General features: G+C 43.0%; 19 protein-coding genes and 1 tRNA gene. 5 read left to right on the forward strand and 15 right to left on the reverse strand.

Annotated elements, in window-relative coordinates; genetic code table 11:
* Window positions 1-25: 25 nt before the first annotated feature.
* The 9 genes from OKC24_RS16585 to efp form a co-directional block, all read right to left on the reverse strand.
* Window positions 26-244, reverse strand: coding sequence for a hypothetical protein (locus OKC24_RS16585; RefSeq protein ID WP_265466032.1), 219 nt, complete (start codon window positions 242-244; stop codon window positions 26-28).
* Window positions 245-343: 99 nt separating this feature from the next.
* The gene (locus OKC24_RS16590) at window positions 344-1,549 is read right to left on the reverse strand and encodes a tyrosine-type recombinase/integrase (RefSeq protein WP_125280422.1); all 1,206 of its coding nucleotides are present in this window, start codon (window positions 1,547-1,549) and stop codon (window positions 344-346) included.
* Between the two features lie 176 nt (window positions 1,550-1,725).
* Window positions 1,726-1,802 (reverse strand) — tRNA-Val (locus OKC24_RS16595).
* Between the two features lie 47 nt (window positions 1,803-1,849).
* On the reverse strand, window positions 1,850-3,883 hold the full coding sequence (locus OKC24_RS16600) for a transglutaminase TgpA family protein (RefSeq protein WP_265466033.1): 2,034 nt from the start codon (window positions 3,881-3,883) through the stop codon (window positions 1,850-1,852).
* A gap of 2 nt (window positions 3,884-3,885) precedes the next feature.
* Window positions 3,886-4,791 carry a DUF58 domain-containing protein gene (locus OKC24_RS16605; RefSeq protein ID WP_131276552.1) on the reverse strand — a complete coding sequence of 302 codons (906 nt, stop codon included), beginning with the start codon at window positions 4,789-4,791 and terminating at the stop codon, window positions 3,886-3,888.
* 26 nt (window positions 4,792-4,817) lie between these two features.
* Entirely contained in the window at window positions 4,818-5,774 is a 957-nt protein-coding gene (locus OKC24_RS16610; protein ID WP_131276444.1) for an AAA family ATPase, read from the reverse strand.
* Window positions 5,775-5,965: 191 nt separating this feature from the next.
* Entirely contained in the window at window positions 5,966-6,271 is a 306-nt protein-coding gene (locus tag OKC24_RS16615; RefSeq protein ID WP_171458872.1) for a YbdD/YjiX family protein, read from the reverse strand.
* Window positions 6,272-6,280: 9 nt separating this feature from the next.
* Window positions 6,281-8,380, reverse strand: a complete 2,100-nt coding sequence (locus tag OKC24_RS16620; protein WP_131276448.1) for a carbon starvation CstA family protein — start codon at window positions 8,378-8,380, stop codon at window positions 6,281-6,283.
* Window positions 8,381-8,554: 174 nt separating this feature from the next.
* A complete protein-coding gene (gene efp / locus OKC24_RS16625) occupies window positions 8,555-9,124 on the reverse strand; it encodes an elongation factor P (RefSeq protein WP_005008939.1) in 570 nt (189 codons plus the stop codon).
* Between the two features lie 332 nt (window positions 9,125-9,456).
* Between efp and epmB the strand changes: the two genes are divergently transcribed.
* Genes epmB through OKC24_RS16640 form a run of 3 tightly spaced genes read left to right on the forward strand, consistent with a single transcriptional unit; the run spans window position 9,457 to window position 14,377 of the window.
* A complete protein-coding gene (gene epmB / locus OKC24_RS16630) occupies window positions 9,457-10,473 on the forward strand; it encodes an EF-P beta-lysylation protein EpmB (RefSeq protein WP_130148458.1) in 1,017 nt (338 codons plus the stop codon).
* Window positions 10,474-10,487: 14 nt separating this feature from the next.
* Window positions 10,488-12,233 (forward strand): cyclic-di-GMP receptor FimW-related protein, encoded by a 1,746-nt coding sequence (locus OKC24_RS16635; protein ID WP_130148460.1) that lies wholly within the window; start codon window positions 10,488-10,490, stop codon window positions 12,231-12,233.
* Window positions 12,215-14,377 (forward strand): sensor domain-containing phosphodiesterase, encoded by a 2,163-nt coding sequence (locus tag OKC24_RS16640; RefSeq protein WP_130148462.1) that lies wholly within the window; start codon window positions 12,215-12,217, stop codon window positions 14,375-14,377. The genes OKC24_RS16635 and OKC24_RS16640 overlap by 19 nt, the downstream gene beginning before the upstream one ends.
* Before the next feature lie 145 nt (window positions 14,378-14,522).
* On the opposite strand, the gene rpmE is transcribed toward OKC24_RS16640, so the two are convergent.
* The 4 genes from rpmE to OKC24_RS16660 all read right to left on the reverse strand — a co-directional run bounded on the left by rpmE (window position 14,523) and on the right by OKC24_RS16660 (window position 18,653).
* The gene (gene rpmE / locus OKC24_RS16645) at window positions 14,523-14,750 is read right to left on the reverse strand and encodes a 50S ribosomal protein L31 (protein WP_005008932.1); all 228 of its coding nucleotides are present in this window, start codon (window positions 14,748-14,750) and stop codon (window positions 14,523-14,525) included.
* 202 nt (window positions 14,751-14,952) lie between these two features.
* A complete protein-coding gene (locus OKC24_RS16650; RefSeq protein WP_130148464.1) occupies window positions 14,953-15,927 on the reverse strand; it encodes a bile acid:sodium symporter family protein in 975 nt (324 codons plus the stop codon).
* Between the two features lie 171 nt (window positions 15,928-16,098).
* Window positions 16,099-16,500, reverse strand: coding sequence for a lactoylglutathione lyase (gene gloA / locus OKC24_RS16655; protein ID WP_130148466.1), 402 nt, complete (start codon window positions 16,498-16,500; stop codon window positions 16,099-16,101).
* Between the two features lie 2 nt (window positions 16,501-16,502).
* On the reverse strand, window positions 16,503-18,653 hold the full coding sequence (locus tag OKC24_RS16660) for an AmpG family muropeptide MFS transporter (protein ID WP_130148468.1): 2,151 nt from the start codon (window positions 18,651-18,653) through the stop codon (window positions 16,503-16,505).
* A 179-nt stretch (window positions 18,654-18,832) separates the two neighbouring features.
* Here OKC24_RS16660 and OKC24_RS16665 point away from each other — a divergent pair, with 179 nt between their 5' ends.
* The gene (locus OKC24_RS16665) at window positions 18,833-21,475 is read left to right on the forward strand and encodes a Lon protease family protein (protein ID WP_130148470.1); all 2,643 of its coding nucleotides are present in this window, start codon (window positions 18,833-18,835) and stop codon (window positions 21,473-21,475) included.
* 66 nt (window positions 21,476-21,541) lie between these two features.
* On the opposite strand, the gene grxD is transcribed toward OKC24_RS16665, so the two are convergent.
* Window positions 21,542-21,883 (reverse strand): Grx4 family monothiol glutaredoxin, encoded by a 342-nt coding sequence (gene grxD / locus OKC24_RS16670; RefSeq protein WP_005008922.1) that lies wholly within the window; start codon window positions 21,881-21,883, stop codon window positions 21,542-21,544.
* 199 nt (window positions 21,884-22,082) lie between these two features.
* On the opposite strand from grxD, the gene OKC24_RS16675 reads away from it, so the two are divergent.
* Window positions 22,083-23,294 carry an aspartate aminotransferase family protein gene (locus tag OKC24_RS16675; protein ID WP_130148472.1) on the forward strand — a complete coding sequence of 404 codons (1,212 nt, stop codon included), beginning with the start codon at window positions 22,083-22,085 and terminating at the stop codon, window positions 23,292-23,294.
* 103 nt (window positions 23,295-23,397) lie between these two features.
* Here the strand turns inward: OKC24_RS16675 and OKC24_RS16680 are convergent, their stop codons facing one another.
* Entirely contained in the window at window positions 23,398-24,327 is a 930-nt protein-coding gene (locus OKC24_RS16680; protein ID WP_130148474.1) for a LysR family transcriptional regulator, read from the reverse strand.
* Between the last annotated feature and the right edge of the window lie 7 nt (window positions 24,328-24,334).

Raw genomic sequence — 24,334 nt, forward strand, 5'->3', positions numbered from 1 at the left:
AACTTGGAGCTGAGTGAAAAATGACTTATGAAAGAAATCTAATATCAGGATAAAATAAACCATATGCAGACCAATTTTTTATTGCTTGTTCCAACACTACAGTATTTTCACCTATATGTTCTGCCATAATTAAATCAGGATTAAATGCTTCAATTATCTCGTCATAATCATTGTCTAATCCCACTTTACATTCTTTAAATATAGACTGATTTGAATTCAACTCTAATAAAGATAATAACTTCACGAACCTTTCCTCTCTTTATTATGAATAAGATGATACAGGCTGTATATTATTCAAACTATCACTTACTGTAGTATGCTAATAAATTTACATTTCCTTTAATTAAATTTTTAGTACAAGTTCATCAATATAATCTGCCCACCATTGCATCATTTCAACACGCTCTTCAAAATGAGAACCTTTATCATAGATACCTTTAACACCCTTTTTCATGTGTGCTAAACATGCTTCAACAACCTGTTCTTTATCGCTAAATTTATTATTTAGTGAAGTACTCGCAATGTGCCTAAAACCATGCGGATTTTGTCGACCTTTATAGCCCATTCGATTCAAAGCCATATTAAATGTATTATCTGATATTGGCTCACTTAGGCTATTCCTACCTGCAAACAACAAATCAGACTCCATCTGATAATTTTCTAGCTCTTTCAATAATTCAATTGCTTGTCTAGATAATGGAACACAATGAGTCACTCCTTTTTTCATAATCTCAGCAGGCTTAATCCAAATAGCCTTTTCTAAATCAAATTGAGACCATGTCGCAAATCTCAATTCAACTGGACGAGGAAATAATAAAACCATTAATTCCAAACCAATTGCTAATTTACGTTGATGATGATTCCTAATGTCGACAACTAATTGTGGGAATTCACTCATCTCTACAAATTTCATATTACCGCCAACTTTTTTATCTAAATGTTTAGTCATTCCTTCAATTGGATTGAAATGTATTTTTGCTTGAAATTTTGCCCAATCATATGCATTACGACAGTATGATGTTAACTTTTCAACTTGAGTATGAATTCTTAAGTTACGTTGTAACCCTTGGAAGAAATCAAACCATTCTTTAGGTGTAATTTCAGAGAAATCTCTCTCTCCAAACTCTGGAATGATATGTCTATTGATAGATTTTTGTGCCTTATCAAATGTTTCTTTACCCCAAGAAGCTTTTTTAGTATCGAGCCATTCACTCATTAAAATATTAAATTTTCTATGAGCAATTTCTTGCTTCATTTTTTTTATGTGTTTGCGTGTTTCTAAAATTTCTCCGTTCGCTAATTTCTCTAATAATTCACTAGCTTTACGTCTAGCTGCTGCACCACTTACACTTGGATACGCACCCAATCCTTTCCACGACCAGACCCCTTTTTCATTTTGATATCTTAATTGCCAAGACTTTTTGCCTGTCTGTTGAACCATAAAATAAAGCGAACGAGTATCAATTTCTCTATAATCTCTGTCTTCGGGTTCTAAATTAGCCAAAGTAGTATCAGACAGTGGTCTTTTTTTAATAGCATCTCTCTTCATTATCTCTTGTATCATGAGTTAGAATTAATTAAATGATACACTATGTGATACATAATTTACAGTAGTATAGCTCTTCATATACCGTTATAAAAAGCAATAAAAAAACCCTAAACTATTGTAGTTTAGGGATTTTTTAATTATACACCGAAATGTAACGACATATAAATTTAATATATTGGTAGGTATATCCAGACTCGAACTGGAGACCTCTACGATGTCAACGTAGCGCTCTAACCAACTGAGCTATACACCTAGGATGGGTAGAATCATATTCAATTATGTTTGCTTAAACAAGACGTTTTATAACTTCTTAAGCGCATTTGCACAAGATTTAAGCAAGCGCTTTATTTCTTTGAGCTCAATATTCCACTGCCCATGCTGCATATACCGGTATTGCTCAATTTTTTGTCGCAAACGTTGAAAATGAACCTGCTCATCACTTGAAGCCAGCCGCGATAATCTGCTCATCCAAAGCGAAAAAGTTTCAGCATTTTTCTTTCTTAACGCCAATGGCAGTTTAGAATTAAATTGGCCGATTGCACGCTCCAGCTCAGGTTTATTCCTTTTCACCTGCCAATAAATATAAGTAAAATAAAGTAAAATCAAACATAATGTGGCAACAATTAAGCTGATTACCCCTGAATATATAGAATTTAAACCTATTTTTTGAAACCAGTTCCGCTGTGATTCCGCATTATAGCCTACAACTTTGCTCTGCCATTGATAGCTTGCATAATCACTCCAAATCCGAAGTTTAGTCAGCATGGCATATTGCCGATATGACAACTCTGAGTGAGCGCCATTATAAATACTCTGGTCTTCTTCCATATAACTTTGCATACCGATATCTATGCGGTTTGGCGCAATAATCGCGGTCGGATCAAATCGCTGCCAGCGATCATTGATCCACACTTCCGTCCATGCGTGCGCGTCCAGCTGCCTCACCTCCCAGCTTTTGCCATCTGGCGCCGGCTGCCCGCCTTGATAGCCTGTCACTACACGGGCAGGTATTCCGGCGTAGCGCATCAGCATTACAAAACTGGATGCATAATGCTCGCAAAAACCTTTACGGGTACCAAATAAGAAATCATCTACACGGTTTTTACCCAAAAACCCAGGGTTTAAGGTATAAGCGAAACCATTGAGCTTATACCAAGTCAGCACATGCTGAATATAGCGTTCCGGGTTATAGCCGCTTTCTTCATACAGCTGCTTTGCCAATTGCTGCGCTTTCACATCATAATGTTCGGCAATTTGCGTATTGCGCTTATTTAGCCATTGCCGCTGTATTTCATTTTCAATATGAAGATCTGCAGCGCCTATCCACATCAACTGAATGGGGTCATTTTTAATATTTTGCCGCTGCGGCGTGATGCGCCAATCTTGCCCCAGCTGATATTGACTCTCTAACGGTATCGATTTTTCAAGCCCCATGATCCAGTTCACAAGCGGGTCTGATGCCAAATACCGGTATTCAAATTGCCCCGCTTTATCCTGATGTTTTTTTTTGCTACCTGCTTTTTTATGCTGGATATCTGACGGCTCAATCAGCTGCTGATTACTATAGCTGCTGGTCCAGCGCTGCCCATCATACTCATCCAGAACCAAAGCGCGCCAATACAATTCTGAGCGGGCAGGAAGCCGGCTGAGATCAGCCACTACACGAAAAGCTAATGCGCTGGACTGTGAAAGCTGCGCAATATCTCCAGGAGACATGCTGTCACTGATCCCCGTCACTGCTCTATTCTGCGGAATTGAAATATGCCACAGCGGCGGCAGGCGCGGAAAAAACATAAACAGCAAAACAAAAAATGGCAGCGCATAAGTGATGAATTTGCCAACATGGCTCAGGTCTTGTTTCAAATTCTGCAAAGAGGCTTTTTGACCAGCTTCAAACGCGCTGGTTTGCAAACGGTAAAGACCCTTAAAATTGCTCATTAAGCTCAGCAAGACCACTGCAGCCATAGCAAAAGACTGACTGAATAAAAAAGAACTGGCACTGACAAATAGAGCAAAATTAAACAGAATAACAGCATCACGCCGCGTCTTTGTTTCAAGCGCTTTTGCAAATAAAAAAGTGGTTAAAACTGAAACACCCGGCTCAATTCCAACAAAGGTCTGATAGCTGAAATAAATGCTGGACAATGCAGTCAACGTCAGCAGCAGTGTCCATATTTTTTTGATTGGCGGCTTTTTATTGATTGCCGCGTAAAACAGATAAATCCAAACGATTCCCAGCACCGCCGTTAAGGGTGCAGGGATATACAGCATTTGCGCTGATAACAGCAGCGCTAAGCTGATAAGTATCGAAATTCGGACTGAATATGCAATCATTGCTACGCCTGCGCTAAAAGAAGTTTGGCCTGCATCAGCTGTTTCTCACCGGTGCCGCTTGGCAATTGTGCATTGGGCAAAAAAATTGAATATGTGCAATGCATCTGTTCGCATTGTTCTGCCAGCCCCATCATTAAACTTAGTTTTTCTTCATGTGATGGGCTCGGCATATGATCATAATGAATTTCGATCAGGCGCTGATCCTGATACTGTTCAAATACCTTCACATATAAGCCCTGCCCGCGCGCCGCATGCTTCCATGCAACCGCCTGCAAGGACTCGCCATCCCGATAATCCTTAAGCTCTCGGAACTCATCTACATCTTGTTCAAAACGAGGGCGCATGTTTTTATTTTCTGCAGCGCTCACTGCAGCTTTCGGCGCAATCCAGCTCACCTGCTGCAAATATAAATACGTCCATGCGCGGACCAATCCAAATGGGTAGACTGACCAAATCCGAATCACCGGATAATTAAACTGGCCGCGCTCTGCTGGCAAAAACCTCAGCCTGAAAAGTTGTTTCAACTCATTGATCTGCAGTTGATGAAGCTGCCCTTCCACACTGATCCATAGATATCTGGCCTGTTTTTGTTCCTGACTGAAAAATAGGTCTAAATACAGTGCTTCACCCACTTGGCCAACTTCATAGCGGCGCATTTCAATCTTTAAAGCATGCAGCTGCTTAAAAGTCAGATAAAAGCTCACACACAATACAGCACTGATTAAAAAGCAAAATCCTAAAATTAAATTATTGGCGTAATTTACTCCGGCAATAAAAGTAATCAAAATCAATACTAAAAATAAATAACCCTGCTGATAAATAAACACCAATACATCACTTTGCTTCAGCTGCTTTTCCTGATCAACTTTAAAGCGCTTTGACAGCCAATTTTGCCATGCCGATGCCAATGTCATTTCCCCTAAATACAGGCCGCTTAAGCCACACTGACCTGCTGCATGATTTTAGCAGTTTCCGCTTCACTCAGACCAATGCGGTGAGCCGAAACTGCTTGAAATACAGCCTGCACATCGTCAGGCGTAACGAAACTGCGCTGTTCAATCAAGGCATACGACTGTGCCGCTTTCTTTAAAGCAAGCACCCCGCGGGTGGACAGCCCTTGCCTGCCTTTACGGGTTTCTTCAGCCAAGTCTAAAATGTATTCCAGCACGGCGTCAGATGTGTAAATCTGCAGAGCAAGCTGCTGCAAATCCAAAATATCCTGCTCATGAAATACATGCTGCAATTGTGCAATCAGTTCATGCCTTGAACCCTGCTGCAGCAAGGTTTTTTCAGCCTGACGCGATGGGTAGCCCAGTGTCAGCCGCATTAAAAAGCGGTCCAGCTGTGATTCTGGCAAGGCATACGTGCCGCTTTGAAATAACGGGTTCTGCGTTGCAATCACCCAAAACGGCTGCGGCAAAGCATAACTTACACCATCTACAGTCGTGATGCCCTCTTCCATGGCTTCCAGCAAAGCGCTTTGCGTTTTGGGACTGCTGCGGTTGATTTCATCGGCCAGCAAAATTTGAGTAAAGATTGGTCCGTGCTTAAATTCAAAGGCATGCTCTTTCTGATTAAACATATTAATGCCAATAACATCACTGGCCAGCATATCGTTCGTAAATTGAATCCGCTGAAATTTTAAGCCTGCCAAATGCGCTAAGCTGCTGGCTAAAGTGGTTTTGCCTAATCCAGGCAAGTCTTCAAACAGCACATGCCCGCCTGCAAAAAGGCTGCATAACGCCAGTTTGGTCTGCTGATTTTTATCCAAAATAATCAGATTGATCTGCTCTAAAAATTCATTAATTTTGGGATAAAACGACGCCAGTTTCTGCTGGTCAATTTCCTCTGCAAGCGGCGCTTCTTTTACTCTTTCTTTTTCCCAAAACAATTTTATTCCCCAATAAAAAGTTGAAATCTATGATTAACATACAGGGTTTTCAATCAGACTCAAAATTTTAAACGCGGCGCTTTATCAGCAAAGCGTTAAACATCTGATAAACCCCTATTGCATTCAGTCTTTTTCATAAAGTTTCCGGCCAAAAAAAGCGCCCCGAAGGGCGCATTTTCATTAAATACTGCTCAGCAAGGGCATTTTTTCATGCCGCCGCCTGCAGATGGGTAACGCGCATCCACGCAGTAGCGGTAAAAAGTTTTGGCATCCATTGCGTCTAAATCCGGATGATTTTTTTTCATATGTTCCAAATAATTTTCATAATCCGGAACACCCACCATCAAGCGGAAACTTTGCTGCAAACGCTGCCATAAAACGGCTATACGCGACCAGTTTTTTGGATTCAGGATCAAATCCTTTTGCGACATGATGGTCATTTTAATGATCTTATAGATCACGGTTTTTCCACTTTTTGCAAATTTAAGATTCATCACTTTCTCCCATTAATGGTGCTTTGCCGCCACAATTTCTTCTGGGTCACGATACACTGCTTCTGACTCATGCACCGTTGGCACTGGGCTAGCCAAAGCTCTGCGGATCACGCCAATCGCCGCAATCACCATCACGACAGCCACAATCATAAAGAAGCCGCACAATACGGCGTTAATTTGATTAGAGAACGCAACCGTATGCATTTCAGCCATGGTTTTTGCCGGAGCCAAAAGTTCATTTTTAGCAATCGCTGCATTGAAACGGTCTGCCTGCGCCAAGAAACCAATTTTCGGGTTTGAATGGAAGATTTTTTGCCAGCCCGCCGTCATACAGGTAACGAATAAGAAAATGGTCGGAATAATCGTGATCCAGACATATTTTTCTTTCTTCATTTTAAACAGAATGACCGTACCTAAAATCAATGCCATAGCAGCCAGCATTTGGTTGCCGATACCAAACAGCGGCCATAAACTGTTAATGCCGCCCAATGGATCAACAACACCTTGATAGACGAAGAACCCCCAGCCAGCAACTGCAACTGCCGTCCCCAGCAAATTGCCAAAGAAGTTGTGAGAGTTTTTCACTGCTGGAATCACAATGCCCACAGTATCCTGCACCATGAAACGGCATGCGCGTGTACCGGCATCTACAGCAGTTAAAATAAACAATGCTTCAAATAAAATGGCAAAGTGATACCAGAATGCCATCATTGAACGGTTGTTGAAAATTTCAGTAATGATATGCGCCATCCCAATGGCAAAAGTCGGTGCGCCGCCTGTTCGTGACAAGATTGAGTGTTCGCCCACTTCTTTGGCCAGCAAGCTAAGCGTTTCTGGAGTAACCACAAATCCTAAATTTCGCACCGCCTCTGAGGCAGATTCCACAGTTGTGCCCAATACTGCTGCTGGCGCATTAATGGCAAAATATACACCCGGCTCAAGCACAGTTGCACAAACCATCGCCATAATGGCAACGAAAGACTCCATCAGCATGCCGCCGTAGCCAATCATGCGGATATCAGCCTCATTGTTGACCAGTTTAGGCGTTGTTCCTGAAGACACCAAAGCATGGAAGCCAGAAATGGCGCCGCAGGCAATGGTAATAAACAGGAATGGGAACATCGAACCGGCAAATACAGGGCCGGTACCATCCACAAAATGCGTCACTGACGGCATTTTCAGCATTGGCATTGCGACCATAATGCCTACAGCCAAACCGGCAATCACGCCAATCTTCAAGAATGTAGATAAATAATCACGTGGCGCAAGCAGCAGCCAAACCGGCAATACTGAAGCAATAAAACCATAACCAATCAGCCACCACGTCAGCTCTGTACCGCTCAGTGTAAAGAATGGCCCCCAGTATGGATGCTGTGAAACATCACCGCCATAGATAATGCCAGCCATCATCAGCACAAAACCGATAATGGAAACCTCTGCAATTTTACCAGGACGCAAATAACGCATGTAAATGCCCATGAAAATGGCAATCGGCACGGTTGCAGCAATACTGAATACACCCCATGGACTGTTGGTTAAGGCCTTCACGACCACCAACGCCAACACGGCAAGGATGATAATCATCACGCCCAATGCGCCCAGCATGACAATGATGCCGGCAAAGGAACCCAGCTCCTGCTTGGCCATTTCACCCAGTGAACGGCCATCACGGCGTGTCGAAATAAACAGTACTAAAAAATCCTGCACTGCACCGGCTAAAACCACACCAATCAAAAGCCAAAGTGTTCCCGGCAAATAACCCATTTGCGCAGCGAGAATTGGGCCAACCAATGGCCCTGCGCCGGCAATAGCAGCAAAGTGATGCCCGAACAGCACACTTTTGTTGGTTGGAACATAGTCTAAGCCGTCATTTAAGCGGTGTGCAGGCGTTAAACGCCGCGGATTCAGTTCAAAAACTTTTTCGGCAATAAATAAGCTGTAAAAACGGTATGCAATGCTGTATACACAGATTGCGGCCAAGATAAGCCACACGGCATTCACATGCTCTCCGCGGCTGACTGCGAGTATTCCAAAGGAAACTGCACCCACAATTGCGACAAGTATCCAAAGCAGTTTTGACGCTGGCCCGGACTTCTGTTGAATAGATTCCATTTCAATCCCTCATGTCTGTTTGCATAAATCAGCTTTAATTTTTTCTTGTTCGAGGTACTGCTGTTTCTTCCCTTGCGACTCTACTCCTCATATTTTACTTTTCATCTAATACTTTGGCATAAAAAAAGGGATGATTTTCATCATCCCTTTCGATAATAGTCTATTTCTAAACCATTATGCACGTTCTAAATAATCACCGGTACGGGTATCTACACGAACGCTTTCTTCTTGCTGTACGAATAATGGAACACGCACTACAGCGCCTGTTTCCAATTTCGCCGGTTTGCCGCCGCCGCCAGAAGTATCGCCGCGAACACCTGGATCAGTTTCAACAATTTTTAATACCACGAAGTTTGGCGCGCTTACATTCAATGGAACGCCATTGAATAACATAATTGTGCAAAGTTCGTTAGAATCGTCTTTTAACCATTTAGCAGCATCACCCATCGCTGTTTTATCAGCGGTAATCTGTTCAAATGATTCTGGATCCATGAAGTTCCACATTTCGCCATCATTGTACAAGTAGTTCATTTCTACTTCTTGGATGTCTGCAGCTTCTAAAGATTCGCCAGATTTAAACGTTTTTTCCAGCACTTTGCCAGAACGAAGGTTGCGCAATTTTACGCGGTTGAACGCTTGACCCTTACCAGGTTTTACGTATTCATTTTCCATGATTGAACATGGGTTTCCGTCAAGCATAACCTTAAGGCCTGACTTGAAATCATTTGTAGAATAATAGGCCATGACTGGCACACTCCAAACTTACTAGTTTAATCTATGAATGCGAAGGAATTCTGCTAATTCGTTAGCTTTGCAGCAGTTGGCTTTTAACTGTAAGCAATGCGCGTATTGTGATGTTTAGTATTCTAAATGAGCAACACGCAGCGAAGCAACGTAAAAAATACCCCTGCGCCTTCGGCTTGCAGGTAAACTATCTATGTAAAAGCTGAAATTTTGACAATGGCAAGGCCATTCACTAATCTCACGCCTCCATCGAGACAATTTAGCCTAATAACGCGTTATTAGGTGTTACGAATTGCCTGCAATCCCTAACCTAGCATTATTTAACACGTGGCATGATAAACTATTTGTATCAAGAGCAAAACTGGCAATCTCAACTCAGCGACTTAATTACTGACCCTTTAGAACTGCTGGAGACGCTAAAGCTGTCACCTGATCAATTATTGTCAGGCGCTATTCTCGCATCTGAACAGTTCAAACTGCGTGTTCCCCGCGCTTTCGCCGCAAAAATACAAGCTGGCAATCCGCAAGATCCGCTGCTGCTGCAAGTTCTTCCCCATCATTTAGAACTCGAAGATCATGCAGGCTTTGTCACTGACCCTCTAGATGAAGAACATGCCAATCAGCAGCCTGGTGTGCTGCACAAATATCAATCCCGGTTTTTACTGACATTAACAGGAGCTTGTGCAGTTCACTGCCGCTATTGCTTCAGGCGCCATTTCCCCTATCAGGAGAACTTGCCTAAAAGTGAAGATTGGCTAAATATTCAGCGCTACATTCAAAGCCAGCCTGACATTAATGAGGTGATTTTAAGCGGCGGCGATCCGCTGACGCTGTCTAACCGCAAACTCAAACTGTGGATTGAACGCTTAGAAACATTGCCGCAAATAAAATTTTTGAGAATTCATTCACGGGTTCCTATCGTAATCCCCAACCGTGTCGACGAAGAGCTGATTTCCATATTAAAAAACAGTAGGCTGCGCATTATTCTAGTGGTACACTCAAATCACGCATCTGAGTTAGATGATTTTACCTGCAGCAAATTATCCCAATTAGCCAAGGAACAAATCACTGTACTGAATCAGGCAGTGTTGTTGAAAGGGGTAAACGATACTGCTGATGTATTGGTCAATTTAAGCTACCGCTTATTTGATGCTGGCGTTATGCCATATTATTTACATGTTCTTGATAAAGTTAAAGGCGCTCATCATTTTGATCGTACGCCAGAGGACATCAGCCAAATTTATGCAGAAGTTTTAGCCAGACTTCCAGGTTATTTGGTACCTAAACTAGTGCGGGAAATTGCGGGCGAAAAAAACAAAACACCGCTTTTTGGGGTTTCAACTTTTTGAGTTAAATAATAAAGATGACTAAGCATACTTCAGATATTTTTCAGAATCCGACAGAACTCAAGCTGGATAAACTGAGTTTTTGTCCGACCCATGCTAAAGGCTTGCAAGAATGGCTTACTGGCGTATCTATTTTACAGCTGGGAACTTCATCTAAATCTCTATTCAATGCGTTGCTAGAAATTTCTGAATTGAAATGCCAGGAAATGCTCCGTTTTGACCTCATTCAAATTCTGCATCCCACACTTGAAAATATTTTAACCAGTTTAGAAAAGCATTTTGCCAATCAAGGCTTAATCACCACCGACCGCAATGATCAGATTATTGAGCTGGCCATGCTGCTGCGCAGCCATTTTGCAAAAATTTATATTGATATTGCAAAACGATGTGAACAGCAACTGAACCAGCAAAAATTTTCAATTTTCTCTTTTGGTCATAAAAAAAGCCTTCAGACTGCTCGAATGGCGTCCATTTATTACGCTATTCAACAGCTCACCATGCTGCTGTATCAACAGCAAATGCTTTATACAATACCTATGCCGGGGCAATGGCTGGCAACACATCAGCTGATTGACTGCGCGATTCAGCACAATTTTTACCAAAGCAATCTCAATCAAATTTTAGGTACACAGCACCAAATTTCAACGATTGCACAAGCCTATTCACAGCTGATTTTACTGGATATTTTTAATACCAATCAAATCCGCCCCGCTGAAATTCAAGGCTTGTTCCTGTGCAGCGCTGACTGGGCCAAATTAATCCAAATTTTACCGAAAGAAACCACGCTTTCACGGTATACCGTGGATACAACGAAAGATCATCCACCTGTGTTTAATACACACCAGCCAGGTCACTATCAGCCAAATATTTATATTTCAACACAAAATTTGCTGGATCATTTAACAGAAACCCAAACAAAAACTGGACAGTATTTATCTAAAAATGAAAAGCTGTTCTTAACACCCGCGCTGCATTTCCATATTCACAACTTACTGACCAATAATACTGAACGCCGCCATGAGCGTTATGAATACTCAGCGCAAATCAATATCTGTTTTGGCCTATCTGTGGCTCACTTCTATTTATCCAAAGGCAAAAACCTGCATGAAACTTTGGATTTGGAAGCAAACTACAATATTCACAATGAATCCAGTTTTGTAAATTCCATGGACAGCAATATGCAGGCGTCCCTGTCCAATGCCAAAGCATTGGATCGAGAAGCAAAGCAGATTCACTCCGCTGAGGTCTTGGATATCAGTGTTAATGGCTACCGCATTAAATGGACGGGCGAAACCCCCGCACAGCTTAAAACCGGTGAATTTATTCTAGTGCAGGAAAATGCGCAAAGCCAATGGCGTGGCGGTGTGATCCGCTGGATCAAACAATCTACAGACAAAAGTCTAGAGATTGGCTTAGAAGTCTTAACGCAAGATATGTACCCTTGCGCTGCGCATATTCGTACAGACCGAAATACGCATAATTATCAGCCTGCACTGCTGGTGCAGACTTCTCAGCTGGATCAAGTTGCCACCACCTTAATTTTACCGGGTTCTCACCTATTTAGAGAAAAACAAACCATTCATTTGCGCCTAGGCAGTGAAGAATTGAAAGTTTATTTAACGAAAGCGCAGCTGATCACGCAAAGCTTTATCCGCTTTGAATACGAATTATTAAATGATCAGCAGGAAAGTACTGTGAAAGACTTTATTAATAAACAAGTCAATGAAGTCAAGAATCATGATTTATGGGAAGCATTGAAGTGAGAAATCCATTACTGTCTAAAAAGTTAAAACGCACGGAAACACGTTTACTGATTATCGATGATAATCAGATACGCTACAACCAAATCCGTGACCTTTTGACTGCCAGTGAGCATCAAATTCAAGCCACCCTGCTGGATGACCTTCAAAACTTTGAAAAACAACTGAATTTACCATGGGATCTGGTGATTTTCGGACGCGCTTATGATTTGAAATATGATCAAGCGATGAGTTTAATCCGTTTGTCCAAACAGCCGGCTTTGCCGCTGATCCTCATTCAACCTGACGATTACAGCGAAGCCCAGTACGCCAATTATGTGCATAAGGGAATCTACGATATTCTGAGTTTAGAAAATCCGGATCACTTCTATATTGGCTTTATCCGTGCGCTTTCCTTCAGCCGCCTAGTACAAACCCAGCAGCATTTAATGGATGAATTGGAAACAGCACAAATCCAAGCTCAGTCATTTGTAGAAGACAGCAATAAAGCTGTTGCGGTTATCCAAGAAGGCATACATCTAGAAGCGAATGATGAATATTTGAAACTCTTTGGCTTCAAATCAAATGACGACATCATTGGTCTGCCGCTGCTGGATATCCTTCAGCCTAAGGATCTTAATGATTTCAAAACACGCTTTAAAAAAATTAGTCAAGGCCAATTTGATTTTGGCCGTTTTGAACTCCATTCCCTCAACAGCCGCAGCACTGTCAAAAACCCGCTTAAAATTGAGTTTATTCCAGCAGCTGAAGATGATGCCCTGCAAATTACGATTGATATCGGCCATGAAAGCTCCGGTCAATCCGCCGGAGATAAAGTGCCGGCCAAAGCCAATGCCTATCAGTTGCTGAACCGTACAATGACCAAACAGCCATCGGATATCAATGCATTAGTCACCTTCTCCCTGGCTTCATGTGATGAAAGCATTCTGCAGACCGACTGGAATACATTCTCAGCATATTTTAAAGGGATCAATAGCTTTCTCAAAGAGCAGACCAATGCGCCGTTATTTAAACTAGACAGCGGCATCCATGCGGGTTTATTCCAAGCAGAATCAAAAGCTAAACTTGACTCAAAACTCATTGGCTTAAACTCATTAACCAAACCGCAGCTGATTACGATAAATAATGACAGTTATCCGCTGAATCTTCGTATTGGCTATACCGTTTTAGAAGGTGACATACGGGACGAAGCGCAATTAGACCAATATGTTGCCAAAGCATTTTCTACAGCCTTGCCAAAAAATCAGCCGGCGCCGGAATTAGACCTGTCTTTACCTGAACTGCAATTTTCAATTCAGGAACCTGAAATTGAGCCTAAAGCAGAAGCAGACATACCGCTCAATATTAATTTCACAAAACCGGAAGTTGAAGCGCCTGCAGTGATTCTGAATGAGCCGGCGGTTATAAAAGCCTTGCGCACTTGTTTGGAACGCGGGGAAATCCATCTCAAATATCAGCAGCTGTATGATAAAGAAGACGTAAATCTTTACACATATGAAGTCACCAGCGGTTTTATCTTTGAAAATAAATGGAAAGATATCGCCACGCTGCGTGAGCTGGCTGAAGATACAGAGCTGTCGATTAAATTAGACCGCTGGATCCTTGTAGAATCTTGCAAGCAGTTGCATAATTTCATCACCCAATATCCAGATGCCAAATTAATTATTAATTTGAATAAGGAAGTTTTGCTGCAAGACCGCACTTTCCCTGAATTTATCTCTAAACTCATTACAATTATCAGAAGCAAATTACAGTACCCGCTGATTTTGCAATTCTCCGAATTGGATATAGATCAAAATATTGCGGATGCACAAAAAGCCATTAAGGAATTACGCAAAAATGGTGCTGAAATTTCACTGCGTGATTTTGGCCATTCAATGTTCAGCGAGGCTTTATTGCGCCAAGTAGACATCCATCACCTAACACTGCATCAAAGCCTGACGCAAATGCTCAATTCAGATAAACAATGTGAAGAGCTGAAAGCAAAAATTGCGGCCTATCAGGAAATCCGGCCGTCACAGATTATGCTGCGTGAATTGAATGACATGACATTGTTTGCCAACGCATGGAATGTCGATGCCCGCTTTATTCAAGGGGATTACTTCCAGAAAAAACTCGATCATCTTATTGATGTGCAAGATCAATAATTCCAGATCTAGTAAAAATTTGTTTCCATTAAATAAATCAGCTAAAGCAAAAAGCTGAATGATTCATCATTCAGCTTTTTCACTTACTGCATTAAATTCAGGTATAAAAAAAACGGGCAAAAGCCCGTTTTTTTCATTTTGAGGATTAGTCGCGTTTGATAGAACGAGACATACCAGCAAAACGCTGTTTGAATTTGTCGATACGGCCGCCAGTGTCCACATTCTTTTGTTTACCAGTATAGAATGGGTGGCAAGCTGAACATACATCAAGGTAAACAGTTTCTTTACCAAGCGCTGAACGAGTTTCGATTACGTTGCCGCATGAACATGTAGCAACTAGTTTTTCGTATTTTGGGTGAATATCGGCGCGCATCGTCGATTACTCCATAAAGTTTAAGAAGGTTTTGCTGTCATCGCAATTGACCACTCTCCGATAAAGGAGGAAGTGCCGTTAATACAGCAGATCAACACCATAACAGACCATTCTTTTGGCCCACCGAGACGGATGCCGTCAGAGCTAAGCACAACAAGTGGGCAATATTATACGAAATAAATCTGGATAAAGCGAACTATTCTTACAGTTCGCCCGAAGATTGCTTCGCCCAATAATTAGCAATGACTCCGCAAACCATCAACTGAATCTGATGGAAAATCATAATTGGCAGCACAATCATTCCCAACGGCTGGCCAATGAATAAAATTTGCGCCATAGGCACACCGCTCGCCAAAGTTTTCTTTGAGCCGCAAAAGAAAACTGCTTTTTGATCTGCGCGGTTAAAGCCCAGCCAGCGCGGAATATACAGCGCCAGCAACATAATAATAGTTAAAAACACAGAACACGCCAGAATTAAAAGCGCCAGTGTTGTACCGCTGACTTGCTGCCATAGCCCCGCAACTACCGCGCTGCTGAACGCGCCATACACCACCATCAAAATTGAGCCCTGATCAAAAGCTTTCACAAGTTTAGGCATGGCCTTCAGATAAGGAAAAATATAGGGACGTAAAATCTGACCCAGCACAAATGGAACCAGCAGCAGCAGCGTAATTTGAATAATAGATGCTGTGGGGTCAAAGTCATGCTTGGATTCACCTAAAATAAACAAGCTGACCAGAACTGGAGTAATAAACATCCCCACTAGATTTGAAAAAGAGGCGCTGCAGATTGCACTGGCCACATTGCCCTGCGCAACTGAAGTAAATGCGATTGATGATTGCACTGTTGATGGCAAGAAGCACATAAACAGAAAGCCCCAGTACAGCTCTTGCCCCAGCATCGGCACCAGCACTGGTCTGGCCGCCAGCCCTAAAATTGGAAATAAGGCAAAGGTGAAAGCAAAGACGAGTGCGTGCAGCTTCCAATGCATCACCCCTTCAACAACGGCTTCACGGGATAATTTAGCGCCATGCAGGAAAAACAGTATTGCAATCGCGGCTGTAGTAATCATCCCGAAAATATCTGCGGCATGCCCAGAAACAGGGGCAAAGGTGGCCAAAATCACCATCACGAATAAAAGTATTGTAAAGCGGTCAAGCGCCAGCATTTTAAGCATGTCTACATCCTGTATCTTTATAAATAAACCAGTCATCTTCAAATAATAAAAAACCCAGTAAGATAAATTTACCATTTGGTAGGTTCTATCTTACTGGGCTGCGGCAATAAAGCTACTTTTTAGGGTCAATGTTCAATATTTAGCAAAACTATAATAGACTTCATCTGCTGATCAGTTATTGCGCGCTTGCTCATCCTGCTGAATCAGTTCAATTTTGTAACCATCAGGGTCTTCCACAAATGCGATAACCGTGGTTCCACCTTTCATTGGGCCAGCTTCGCGCACCACATTGCCGCCGCGCGCTTTAATTTCCTCACAGGCTTTATAGGCATCATTGACCGCAATGGCAATATGACCATAGGCATTGCCCAGCTCATAATGGTCTGTGTCCCAGTTGTGCGTTAATTCCAAAACCGTATGGCTGTCTTCATCGCCATAACCGACAAATGCCAAGGTAAAACGGCCTTCTTCATAATCACGCTTACGAAGTAAAGCCATACCGAGTACTTCAGTATAGAACTGCAAAGAACGCTCTAAATTCCCTACACGTAACATGGTATGCAGCATGCGCATAATTATTCACCTTTTCCGTTCAATTGTGCGTTGTGATCACGCAATAATTTTCCTACCCAAATCACCAGCAATAAAATTGGAATGCCAATTAAAGTGGTCATCAGAAAGAATTTTGGATAACCGATATTACTAACGATAGTACCCGAATAACCACCTAAAATCTTAGGGGTTAAAGTCATTAAAGAACTGAAAATTGCATATTGCACCGCAGTAAATGACACACTGGTTAAACTAGATAAGAAAGCAATAAAGGCAGCGCCGGCCAAACCGGAAGCCAAGTTATCGACAATGATGGCAAAATACAGCCAAAGCGAACTGTAAGATTTAATTACCTTGCCTTTAAGCTCAATTTGCCCATGATCTGCTGCCGCCAAATTAATCGGCTGAATATCAATATCCAGCCCTCTTGCCGTATTGCCAGATGCATTCACTTCATAGCCATGATCTAGGCTGGCCTGCACTTGTGTGCCATTCAGCAGCTGCGCCGTCACTTTTTGGGTTGCGGAAGATGCAAGATCTTTTCCTGGAATCGCGGCGCTGAAAATGCCGTCTTTATCCAGTACTGCCTCAAAAGGCTTGCCGTCCAGCAGCACTTGCAGCTTTTGATGCTCATTTAGAGGCTGTGCAAATTGTCCGCGTACAACAATGCTGTTTTGGCTTTCATCGGCATTAATGACATTATCCGCAGTCACAGGCAGCAGTAAAATTTGATTGGCATCTGCGCCATTTAAATACGGCATTGCCACTGTTACAGGCGCAGCATTTTCTTGCTGAAAGCTGGCCTTGGCCTGAATCGTTTGCGCCGTTTTTAAACTGTCGACAGGCACTTTAATTTTCCATGCGCCGGTTTCATCTGGATGAACGGTATAACTTTGCCCGCCTGCAATAATTTCAACATCATTTAAAGGCTGACCCGACTTCACCAAACCAATAAAAATCAGGTTCGTAGAACTCGCCAGCACTGCGCCTACAAACATCAGTTTCATGATATTCATGCGCTGCGCCAGCAAGCCGCCTAAGAACCCGCCCACCAGGCTGAATATCACACCGTAGACTTTAACCGCTTCTGCAATCTGCTCTTTACTAAAATTTAAGTCTTGATAAAAAACGTTAGAAATCACACCCGCAATAATGTCCGAAATACGGTAAAAACCGATCAGCAATAAAAGCACCAATGCCAGCTTTATGCCGTAGCGTTTAAAGAAATCTGCAATTGGATTGACCCATGTTTCATAAGCCATGTGCTGGTTGACTGCACCCATTTTCACCAAGGATGCGCCGACAGCTAAAGCCACCGCGCCTGAGCCAATAAAGCGAACTGCCTCAAAACAGAACAGCAGAAATGAGTCCTGTATGCCCAGCTGTTTTTTCAGCGCATCTACAGCTGTACCTGAATAAATATAGCTCAATACAAAACTGATCACGGCGGCAAAAAACACAGCAACCAAGCGGTAATAATCCACCCGCTTATAATCTTTATGAATGCGTTCTACTTTCGGTTCGCGGATGATCAGCGTCGTAAAAATACCGACCAGCATGACCCCAGCCATGGCTAAATACGTCGTTTTCCATGCTTCATAAATGTAATTGCCTTTGGCTGTTCCTAAATAAGCCGCTAGAAATAACGCGCCTGCACCCGCAACAATCATGCCGATCCGGTAGCCCGCATTATAGGTCGATGCTAAAACCGTCTGCATTTCGGTTTCCGCCAATTCAATACGGTAAGCATCTATCACAATATCTTGCGTTGCCGCAGAAAAACCTAATAACACGGCGCCAGCAGCCATTTGATACAAATAGTTTTGACCCAAAGACGGATCCGAAAACGCCATAATGCAAATGGCGCAAATAATAAGGCATTGTGCAATCAGCAGCCATGCTCTGCGCCGGCCCAATGTTTTAGTCAGAAATGGGACTGGCAGCTCATCAATTAATGGCGCCCAGACAAACTTAAAGGAATAGCCTAATGCAGCCCAGCTGAAAAAAGTCACGGCGCTCTTATCAATACCGGCTTCGCCGAGCCAAAGCGATAAGCTGGAGAAAATCAGCAGAATAGGAATACCTGCAGAAAAACCCAGAAAGAGCATAATTAATGCGCGGCGGTCTAAAAATGCTGTAAATGCCGATTTCCATCCGGAAGATTGTGTTGTCATCACATTATTTTTGTCTAAATACAATTGCTGCTATTCAAACGCTTAATAGCATTTGTTTCAACTAAATTTACGCAATCATCGCTTTATTTATCGAGAAAAGCATTGCGCTTGCTTGATCTTTCAGATGAATCCAGTATACCTTTAAATTCTGCCGTCATTTATTTGTTTTGGATTTAACAGTGCCGCAAAAACTCGAAAATATTCAACCTTCACTATCCACCCAACTTTTAGAACAAAACAACAGCGAAACTCATGTTCAATCGGCGCCAATCTTGCACAGTGTGTTTGATTGTCTTGAAATTCAAACGACTTTAAGCAAAACAAAACTGAATGCCGAACAGCTGACGCACCCGACAAACTTAAAAAAAATTCCAACATCCACTAAGCGCATTAAGCCTTTAAATGATTTTCTAGGTCAGGACCGCGCCCGCGCCTCTGTTGAAGCAGGCATTTCTTTACCTTATTCAGGCTACAATATTTTTGCAGTCGGCACAGCGGGCTTGGGCAAGCGCACCATGATCAAGCGCCTGCTGCAGCAGCATGCAAAAAATATGAAAACGCCGAATGACTGGGTGTACGTTTATAATTTTAAATTTCCGCGCCAGCCGATCGCCCTGCAGCTTCCTACCGGCCAAGCGCCGAAATTTCAGGCGGCTCTGCATCAAACGTGGCAAATTATTTTAAAGCAGCTGGAACGCCGGTTTACGGCAGAAACCTACCATAACCGGATTGAGTTAATCCGCCAGCAGACTGGAGATGTGCAGCAGCAGGCTCTGGTAGAGCTGACCAAAGAAGGTGAAGAGCTCGATTTAAAACTGATTTCACAAGATGATGAGCATTGCTTTGTTCCTGTGCATCTGAAAGACAATAAAATGCAAGAAATGTCTAAAGATGAAATCAACGCATTAAACAACAAAGACCGTGCAGCCATTGCATCCAATATCCGCTACATGAACAAAAAGCTGGAACGGCTTGGCTTGCATTTAGGCGATCTGGAAGATGACGCCCGCGATCAGGTGCAAATATTGAATCGCGATATCGCCAAACAGGTTGTTTTACCGCGCATTGATTTAATGCAAAACAAATATAATGATGTCGAAGGCTTCGAAAATTATCTGAAATATTATGCAGAAGACATTATCAATAACGTGGAAATTGTTTTAGAGCAGGAAGAAGATGATTTTACCCCAGGTGTATTCAGCCGCGTGCCTTCACGCTACCAAGCCAACATTGTAGTTACGCACAAGCCGAATGCAGGCGCGCCTGTAATCTTTGATGATTTTCCAACACATTACAACCTGCTGGGCCATGTTGAACAGTTAACGCAAAATGGCACCATCACCACAGACTTTACATTAATCCGCCCCGGCGCGTTGCACAAAGCCAATGGCGGCTTTTTAATGCTGGAGGCTGAACAGCTGCTGGAACAGCCTTATGCATGGCAAGGCTTAAAACGCGCCCTAAAATCAGGTCAGCTGAAGTTATCATCTTTGGAGCATATGCTGACTTTAACCGGCAGTATTTCCATTGAACCGGCAGCCATTCCTTTAGATATTAAGGTTGTATTATTAGCAGAACCTGAAATTTATTATGAGATTTTAGAGCTTGAACCTGAGCTGGGCAGTGTTTTTAAAATCCGCGCTGATTTTACCGATACGCTGCAGCGCAATGAAAACAATGAACAAGCCTATATGCAGCTGATTGCCGACTATGTGCAGGCGGACAAGCTGCTGCCTTTCGACCGTTCTGCATTGGCAGCGCTATTAACCGACTCCAGCCGTCAAGCGGAAGATCAAAGTTCATTGTCATTACATGCCCTCACCTTAGGTGACTTAATCCGTGAAGCGCATCATCACGCAGCCAAAGCGGGCGACAGCATGGTTACTGAACAGCACATCAATACTGCGCTGGATCACCGCAAATACCGCTTAGGCTATTTGCGTGAGCTGTACTGGCAAGACTTATCCCGCGGCACGCAATTGATTGAAACCAAAGGCCACCGTCTTGGCCAAATCAATGCCCTTTCTGTGATTCATTATGCTGATGTCGAATTCGGCTTGCCTTCCCGCCTGACCGCTTCTGTATATCAAGGCGGTGGTGACATTTTAGATATTGAACGTAGTGTAGAGCTCGGAGGATCGCTGCATGCCAAAGGCGTGCTGCTGATGTCCAGCTTCCTCAAAGCGCATTTTGGCCGCGAACAGATTTTGCATTTCTCAGCAGCGCTTGCCTTTGAGCAAAGCTATGGTCAGGTTGATGGCGACAGTGCAACCGTTGCTGAACTTTCTGCATTGATTTCCGCCATCAGCCAATTGCCCATTGATCAGTCTTGGGCTATTACCGGCTCTATGAACCAGCTGGGACAAGTCCAGCCGATTGGCGGCGTGAATGCCAAAATTGAAGGCTTTTATGATGCCTGCAAGCTGCAAGGCTTAACTGGCAAACAAGGTGTAATCATTCCGCGTCAAAATATGCAGCATTTAATGCTGCGCAAAGATGTGATTGAGGCGGTCAAAAATGGTCAGTTCCATATTCATGCCATTGATACCATCGACCAAGCCTTAGAGATTTTAATGGCGCGCCCTGTCGGCAGTTTGGACAAAAAAGGCCGGTACAGCAAAAATTCTATTTTCGCGGCTGTTATGGCGCAGCTGGAATACTGGCAAGCGATTGAAGATGGCGCGGAACTAGAAGAAGCGCCAAAGAAAAAAAGTAAAAAGAAGAAAAAAGCGAAAAAAAAGGCCAAAGCTGAAAAAGAAGCGCTAGAGCTGGCAAAGGCAGCTGCGGAAGCATTGCAAGCAGAACAGTCTGCTCAAAATTGATGCCTTAAAATATCTGTCCGTAAAAAAAGCGCCTTTAAAAGGCGCTTTTTTTATATTCGGTCTGAATTAAGCTTCAGGCGCTGGGCTGTACTGTTCAACCAAAGTCTTTAATTCACCTTTTTGGAACATATCAAGCATAATGTCGCTTCCGCCGATCAATTCGCCATTGATCCACAATTGCGGAAAAGTCGGCCAATTTGCAATTTGCGGCAAAGTTGCGCGGATATCCGGGTTTTCCAAGATATTTACATATGCAAATGGACGGCCAATTTGACTGAGTGCTTCTACTGCACGTGCAGAGAAACCGCACTGCGGAAATTGTGGAGTGCCTTTCATGTAAAGCAGAACTGCATGTTTAGCAATTTGGTCACGAATTAACGCTTCTGTATCGCGTGCTTGTTCAGTCATTGATATATCCTCAATAAATCTGCATCGCATTATACCCAAAACTGAGCAAAACAGTATGACTAAAGCAATAAATCCAATTTTATTTACGATCGGGCTTTAAATCTCGGGGAGTTTTTGCTTATATAGAACGTCTTGGCGCATCAATATATATTGTGCCAACCGCATTTTTTTCAATCCACCTAACAGATAAGAGTTAGTCATGAACAACATTACCCTTGCCCCTGTGCAAACTGATCAACCATCTCATTTGATGCCTGTATTTGGCCGTCAGCCGATCAGCTTTGTCCGAGGCCGAGGTTCTTATCTTTATACAGAAGACGGCACAGAATACTTTGATGCATTAACAGGGATTGCTGTTTGCGGCTTAGGCCACGCGCATCCTGCTATTACTGAGGCGATTGCAGATCAGGCGGCAACACTCATTCATACCAGCAATATTTTTGAAGTGCCTTGGCAAACGGCAGCTGCGCAAAAATTAGCAGAAGCTGCCGGCATGGAAGAAGTATTTTTCTCAAACTCAGGTGCAGAATCCAACGAAGGCGCAATTAAAATTGCGCGCAAGTTTGGCCATATGCAAGGCGTAGCCAATCCTAAAATTATTGTTGCAGATCACTCCTTCCATGGCCGCACGCTGGCAACTTTGTCTGCAACAGGCAATAAAAAAGTTCAAGAAGGTTTTGCGCCACTGGTTGAAGGCTTTATCCGCGTTCCATTTGGCGATATTGAAGCCATTGAAGAAGCGGCAATTAACCACCCTGATATTGTGGCAATTTTAGTTGAGCCGATTCAAGGTGAAGGCGGCGTAAACACTGCTCCTCAAGGTTTCAGCTATTTAGAAGAAATCCGCCAAATCTGCAATCAGCACAACTGGCTGATGATGCTGGATGAAGTGCAAACAGGCAACGGCCGTACCGGAAAATACTTTGCATATCAGCACACCAGCATTATTCCGGATGTTTTAACGACAGCAAAAGGCTTAGGCAATGGCTTTCCAATTGGCGCCGTCATGACCCAAGGCCGCGGTGTAGGCGTATTGACAGCAGGCAACCATGGTTCTACCTATAGCGGCACACCGCTGGGTTCTCGTGTCGTTTATACTGTGATCGACACCATTCAAAAAGAAAACTTGGTGGCCAATGCAGCTGAAAAAGGCGCCTATATTGTGCAGCAGCTGTCTGAAAAACTCGCCGAACAAAATGTAACGGTTCGCGGTTTTGGCCTAATGATTGGTATTGAACTGCCTAAGGCATGCGGTGAATTGGTTGAAATTGCCCGTGATCAATATCACTTGATTATCAATATTACGGCAGGTTCAGTGATTCGTTTATTGCCTGCCTTGAATATTACTCAAGAACAGGCCGATCAGCTGATTGAACGTATTGTCACAATGGTTAAAGCGTATTTAGCCTAATCTGAAAAGAATAAAAAAGCCGCATCAGCGGCTTTTTTATTCACACATTAAAATTTATTTAAGCCGTCATGGTTAAAACGCTTTTTAAATAAACTTTCTGTTTTTAAGATGCTTCTTGGTAGATACGCCCACCCGGCAACTGACTGAAATATTTCTTTAATGCATCCAGGCAGCGTTGGATTTTAGCGGGCTGCTGCTCTTGTTTAGCAACCACGGCATAGAGTGTAAATGCCGGCAATTTCCACTCAGGCAATACTTCAATGAGAGAACCGCTCATTAAATCCTTTTGCACATCTAAAAATAGAATTCGAGCAATACCTTGCCCTTGCATACACATGGATTTTGCAACCAGCACATTGTTGGTTGACAGCCTTGAAGGCATTTCAATATTGACTTTTTCACCGGTCACACTATTTTCAAATACCAAAGCATGATGGTTCTTCATAATGTTCAGCGCGACGAGATCATGATTAACCAAATCTTCAGGCCTTGAAATCAAAGCTGAATGATTAATAAAACTTGGCGATGCAACCAAAATCTGCTCAACCTGGGCCAAAGGCACAGCGTTAAGATTTTGATCATAAATTTGAGCGCTCATACGCAGTGCAATATCAATGCGCCCATCGATAAGATCAATATACTGATTGTCAGCTTCAAAATTCACTGAAAGGCCGCGATGCGTAGCTATCCATTGCGAAAGCGCTGGAATGATATGATTCGCGCAAAGTTCAGGCGTCGTCGCGATGCGAAGTTCCCCAACCAAATCATCGCGCAATTCATTAATTCGGACTTTACCCCGTTCAGCAGCAGACAGCATTTCTTGACAGCTGTAAAAAAAAGCCTGACCAGCTTCGGTCAAGCTTAATTTGCGTGTTGAACGGTGCAGTAAAACCACTTCCATATCCTGTTCTAAAGAACGGATCTGCTGACTTACTGCACTGGTCGTAATGCCCAGTTCCCGCGCTGCGCCACTAAAAGAATTTTTCTCTACAACGCAAGCAAAGACACCCATTGCCCGTAATTGATCTAACATAAATTCC

Source organism: Acinetobacter entericus (genome assembly GCF_026168575.1).
GTDB classification, from domain to species: domain Bacteria; phylum Pseudomonadota; class Gammaproteobacteria; order Pseudomonadales; family Moraxellaceae; genus Acinetobacter; species Acinetobacter bouvetii.

Excerpts from the sequence above, each read along its gene's own strand:
- OKC24_RS16675 (WP_130148472.1), top strand. The coding sequence starts at position 22,083 with ATGAACAACATTACCCTTGCCCCTGTGCAAACTGATCAACCATCTCAT.
- OKC24_RS16650 (WP_130148464.1), bottom strand. The coding sequence starts at position 15,927 with ATGCTTAAAATGCTGGCGCTTGACCGCTTTACAATACTTTTATTCGTG.
- OKC24_RS16640 (WP_130148462.1), top strand. The coding sequence starts at position 12,215 with ATGGGAAGCATTGAAGTGAGAAATCCATTACTGTCTAAAAAGTTAAAA.
- epmB (WP_130148458.1), top strand. The coding sequence starts at position 9,457 with ATGATAAACTATTTGTATCAAGAGCAAAACTGGCAATCTCAACTCAGC.
- OKC24_RS16600 (WP_265466033.1), bottom strand. The coding sequence starts at position 3,883 with ATGATTGCATATTCAGTCCGAATTTCGATACTTATCAGCTTAGCGCTG.
- rpmE (WP_005008932.1), bottom strand. The coding sequence starts at position 14,750 with ATGCGCGCCGATATTCACCCAAAATACGAAAAACTAGTTGCTACATGT.
- OKC24_RS16590 (WP_125280422.1), bottom strand. The coding sequence starts at position 1,549 with ATGAAGAGAGATGCTATTAAAAAAAGACCACTGTCTGATACTACTTTG.
- OKC24_RS16620 (WP_131276448.1), bottom strand. The coding sequence starts at position 8,380 with ATGGAATCTATTCAACAGAAGTCCGGGCCAGCGTCAAAACTGCTTTGG.
- OKC24_RS16660 (WP_130148468.1), bottom strand. The coding sequence starts at position 18,653 with ATGACAACACAATCTTCCGGATGGAAATCGGCATTTACAGCATTTTTA.
- efp (WP_005008939.1), bottom strand. The coding sequence starts at position 9,124 with ATGGCCTATTATTCTACAAATGATTTCAAGTCAGGCCTTAAGGTTATG.
- OKC24_RS16680 (WP_130148474.1), bottom strand. The coding sequence starts at position 24,327 with ATGTTAGATCAATTACGGGCAATGGGTGTCTTTGCTTGCGTTGTAGAG.
- OKC24_RS16635 (WP_130148460.1), top strand. The coding sequence starts at position 10,488 with ATGACTAAGCATACTTCAGATATTTTTCAGAATCCGACAGAACTCAAG.
- gloA (WP_130148466.1), bottom strand. The coding sequence starts at position 16,500 with ATGCGCATGCTGCATACCATGTTACGTGTAGGGAATTTAGAGCGTTCT.
- grxD (WP_005008922.1), bottom strand. The coding sequence starts at position 21,883 with ATGACTGAACAAGCACGCGATACAGAAGCGTTAATTCGTGACCAAATT.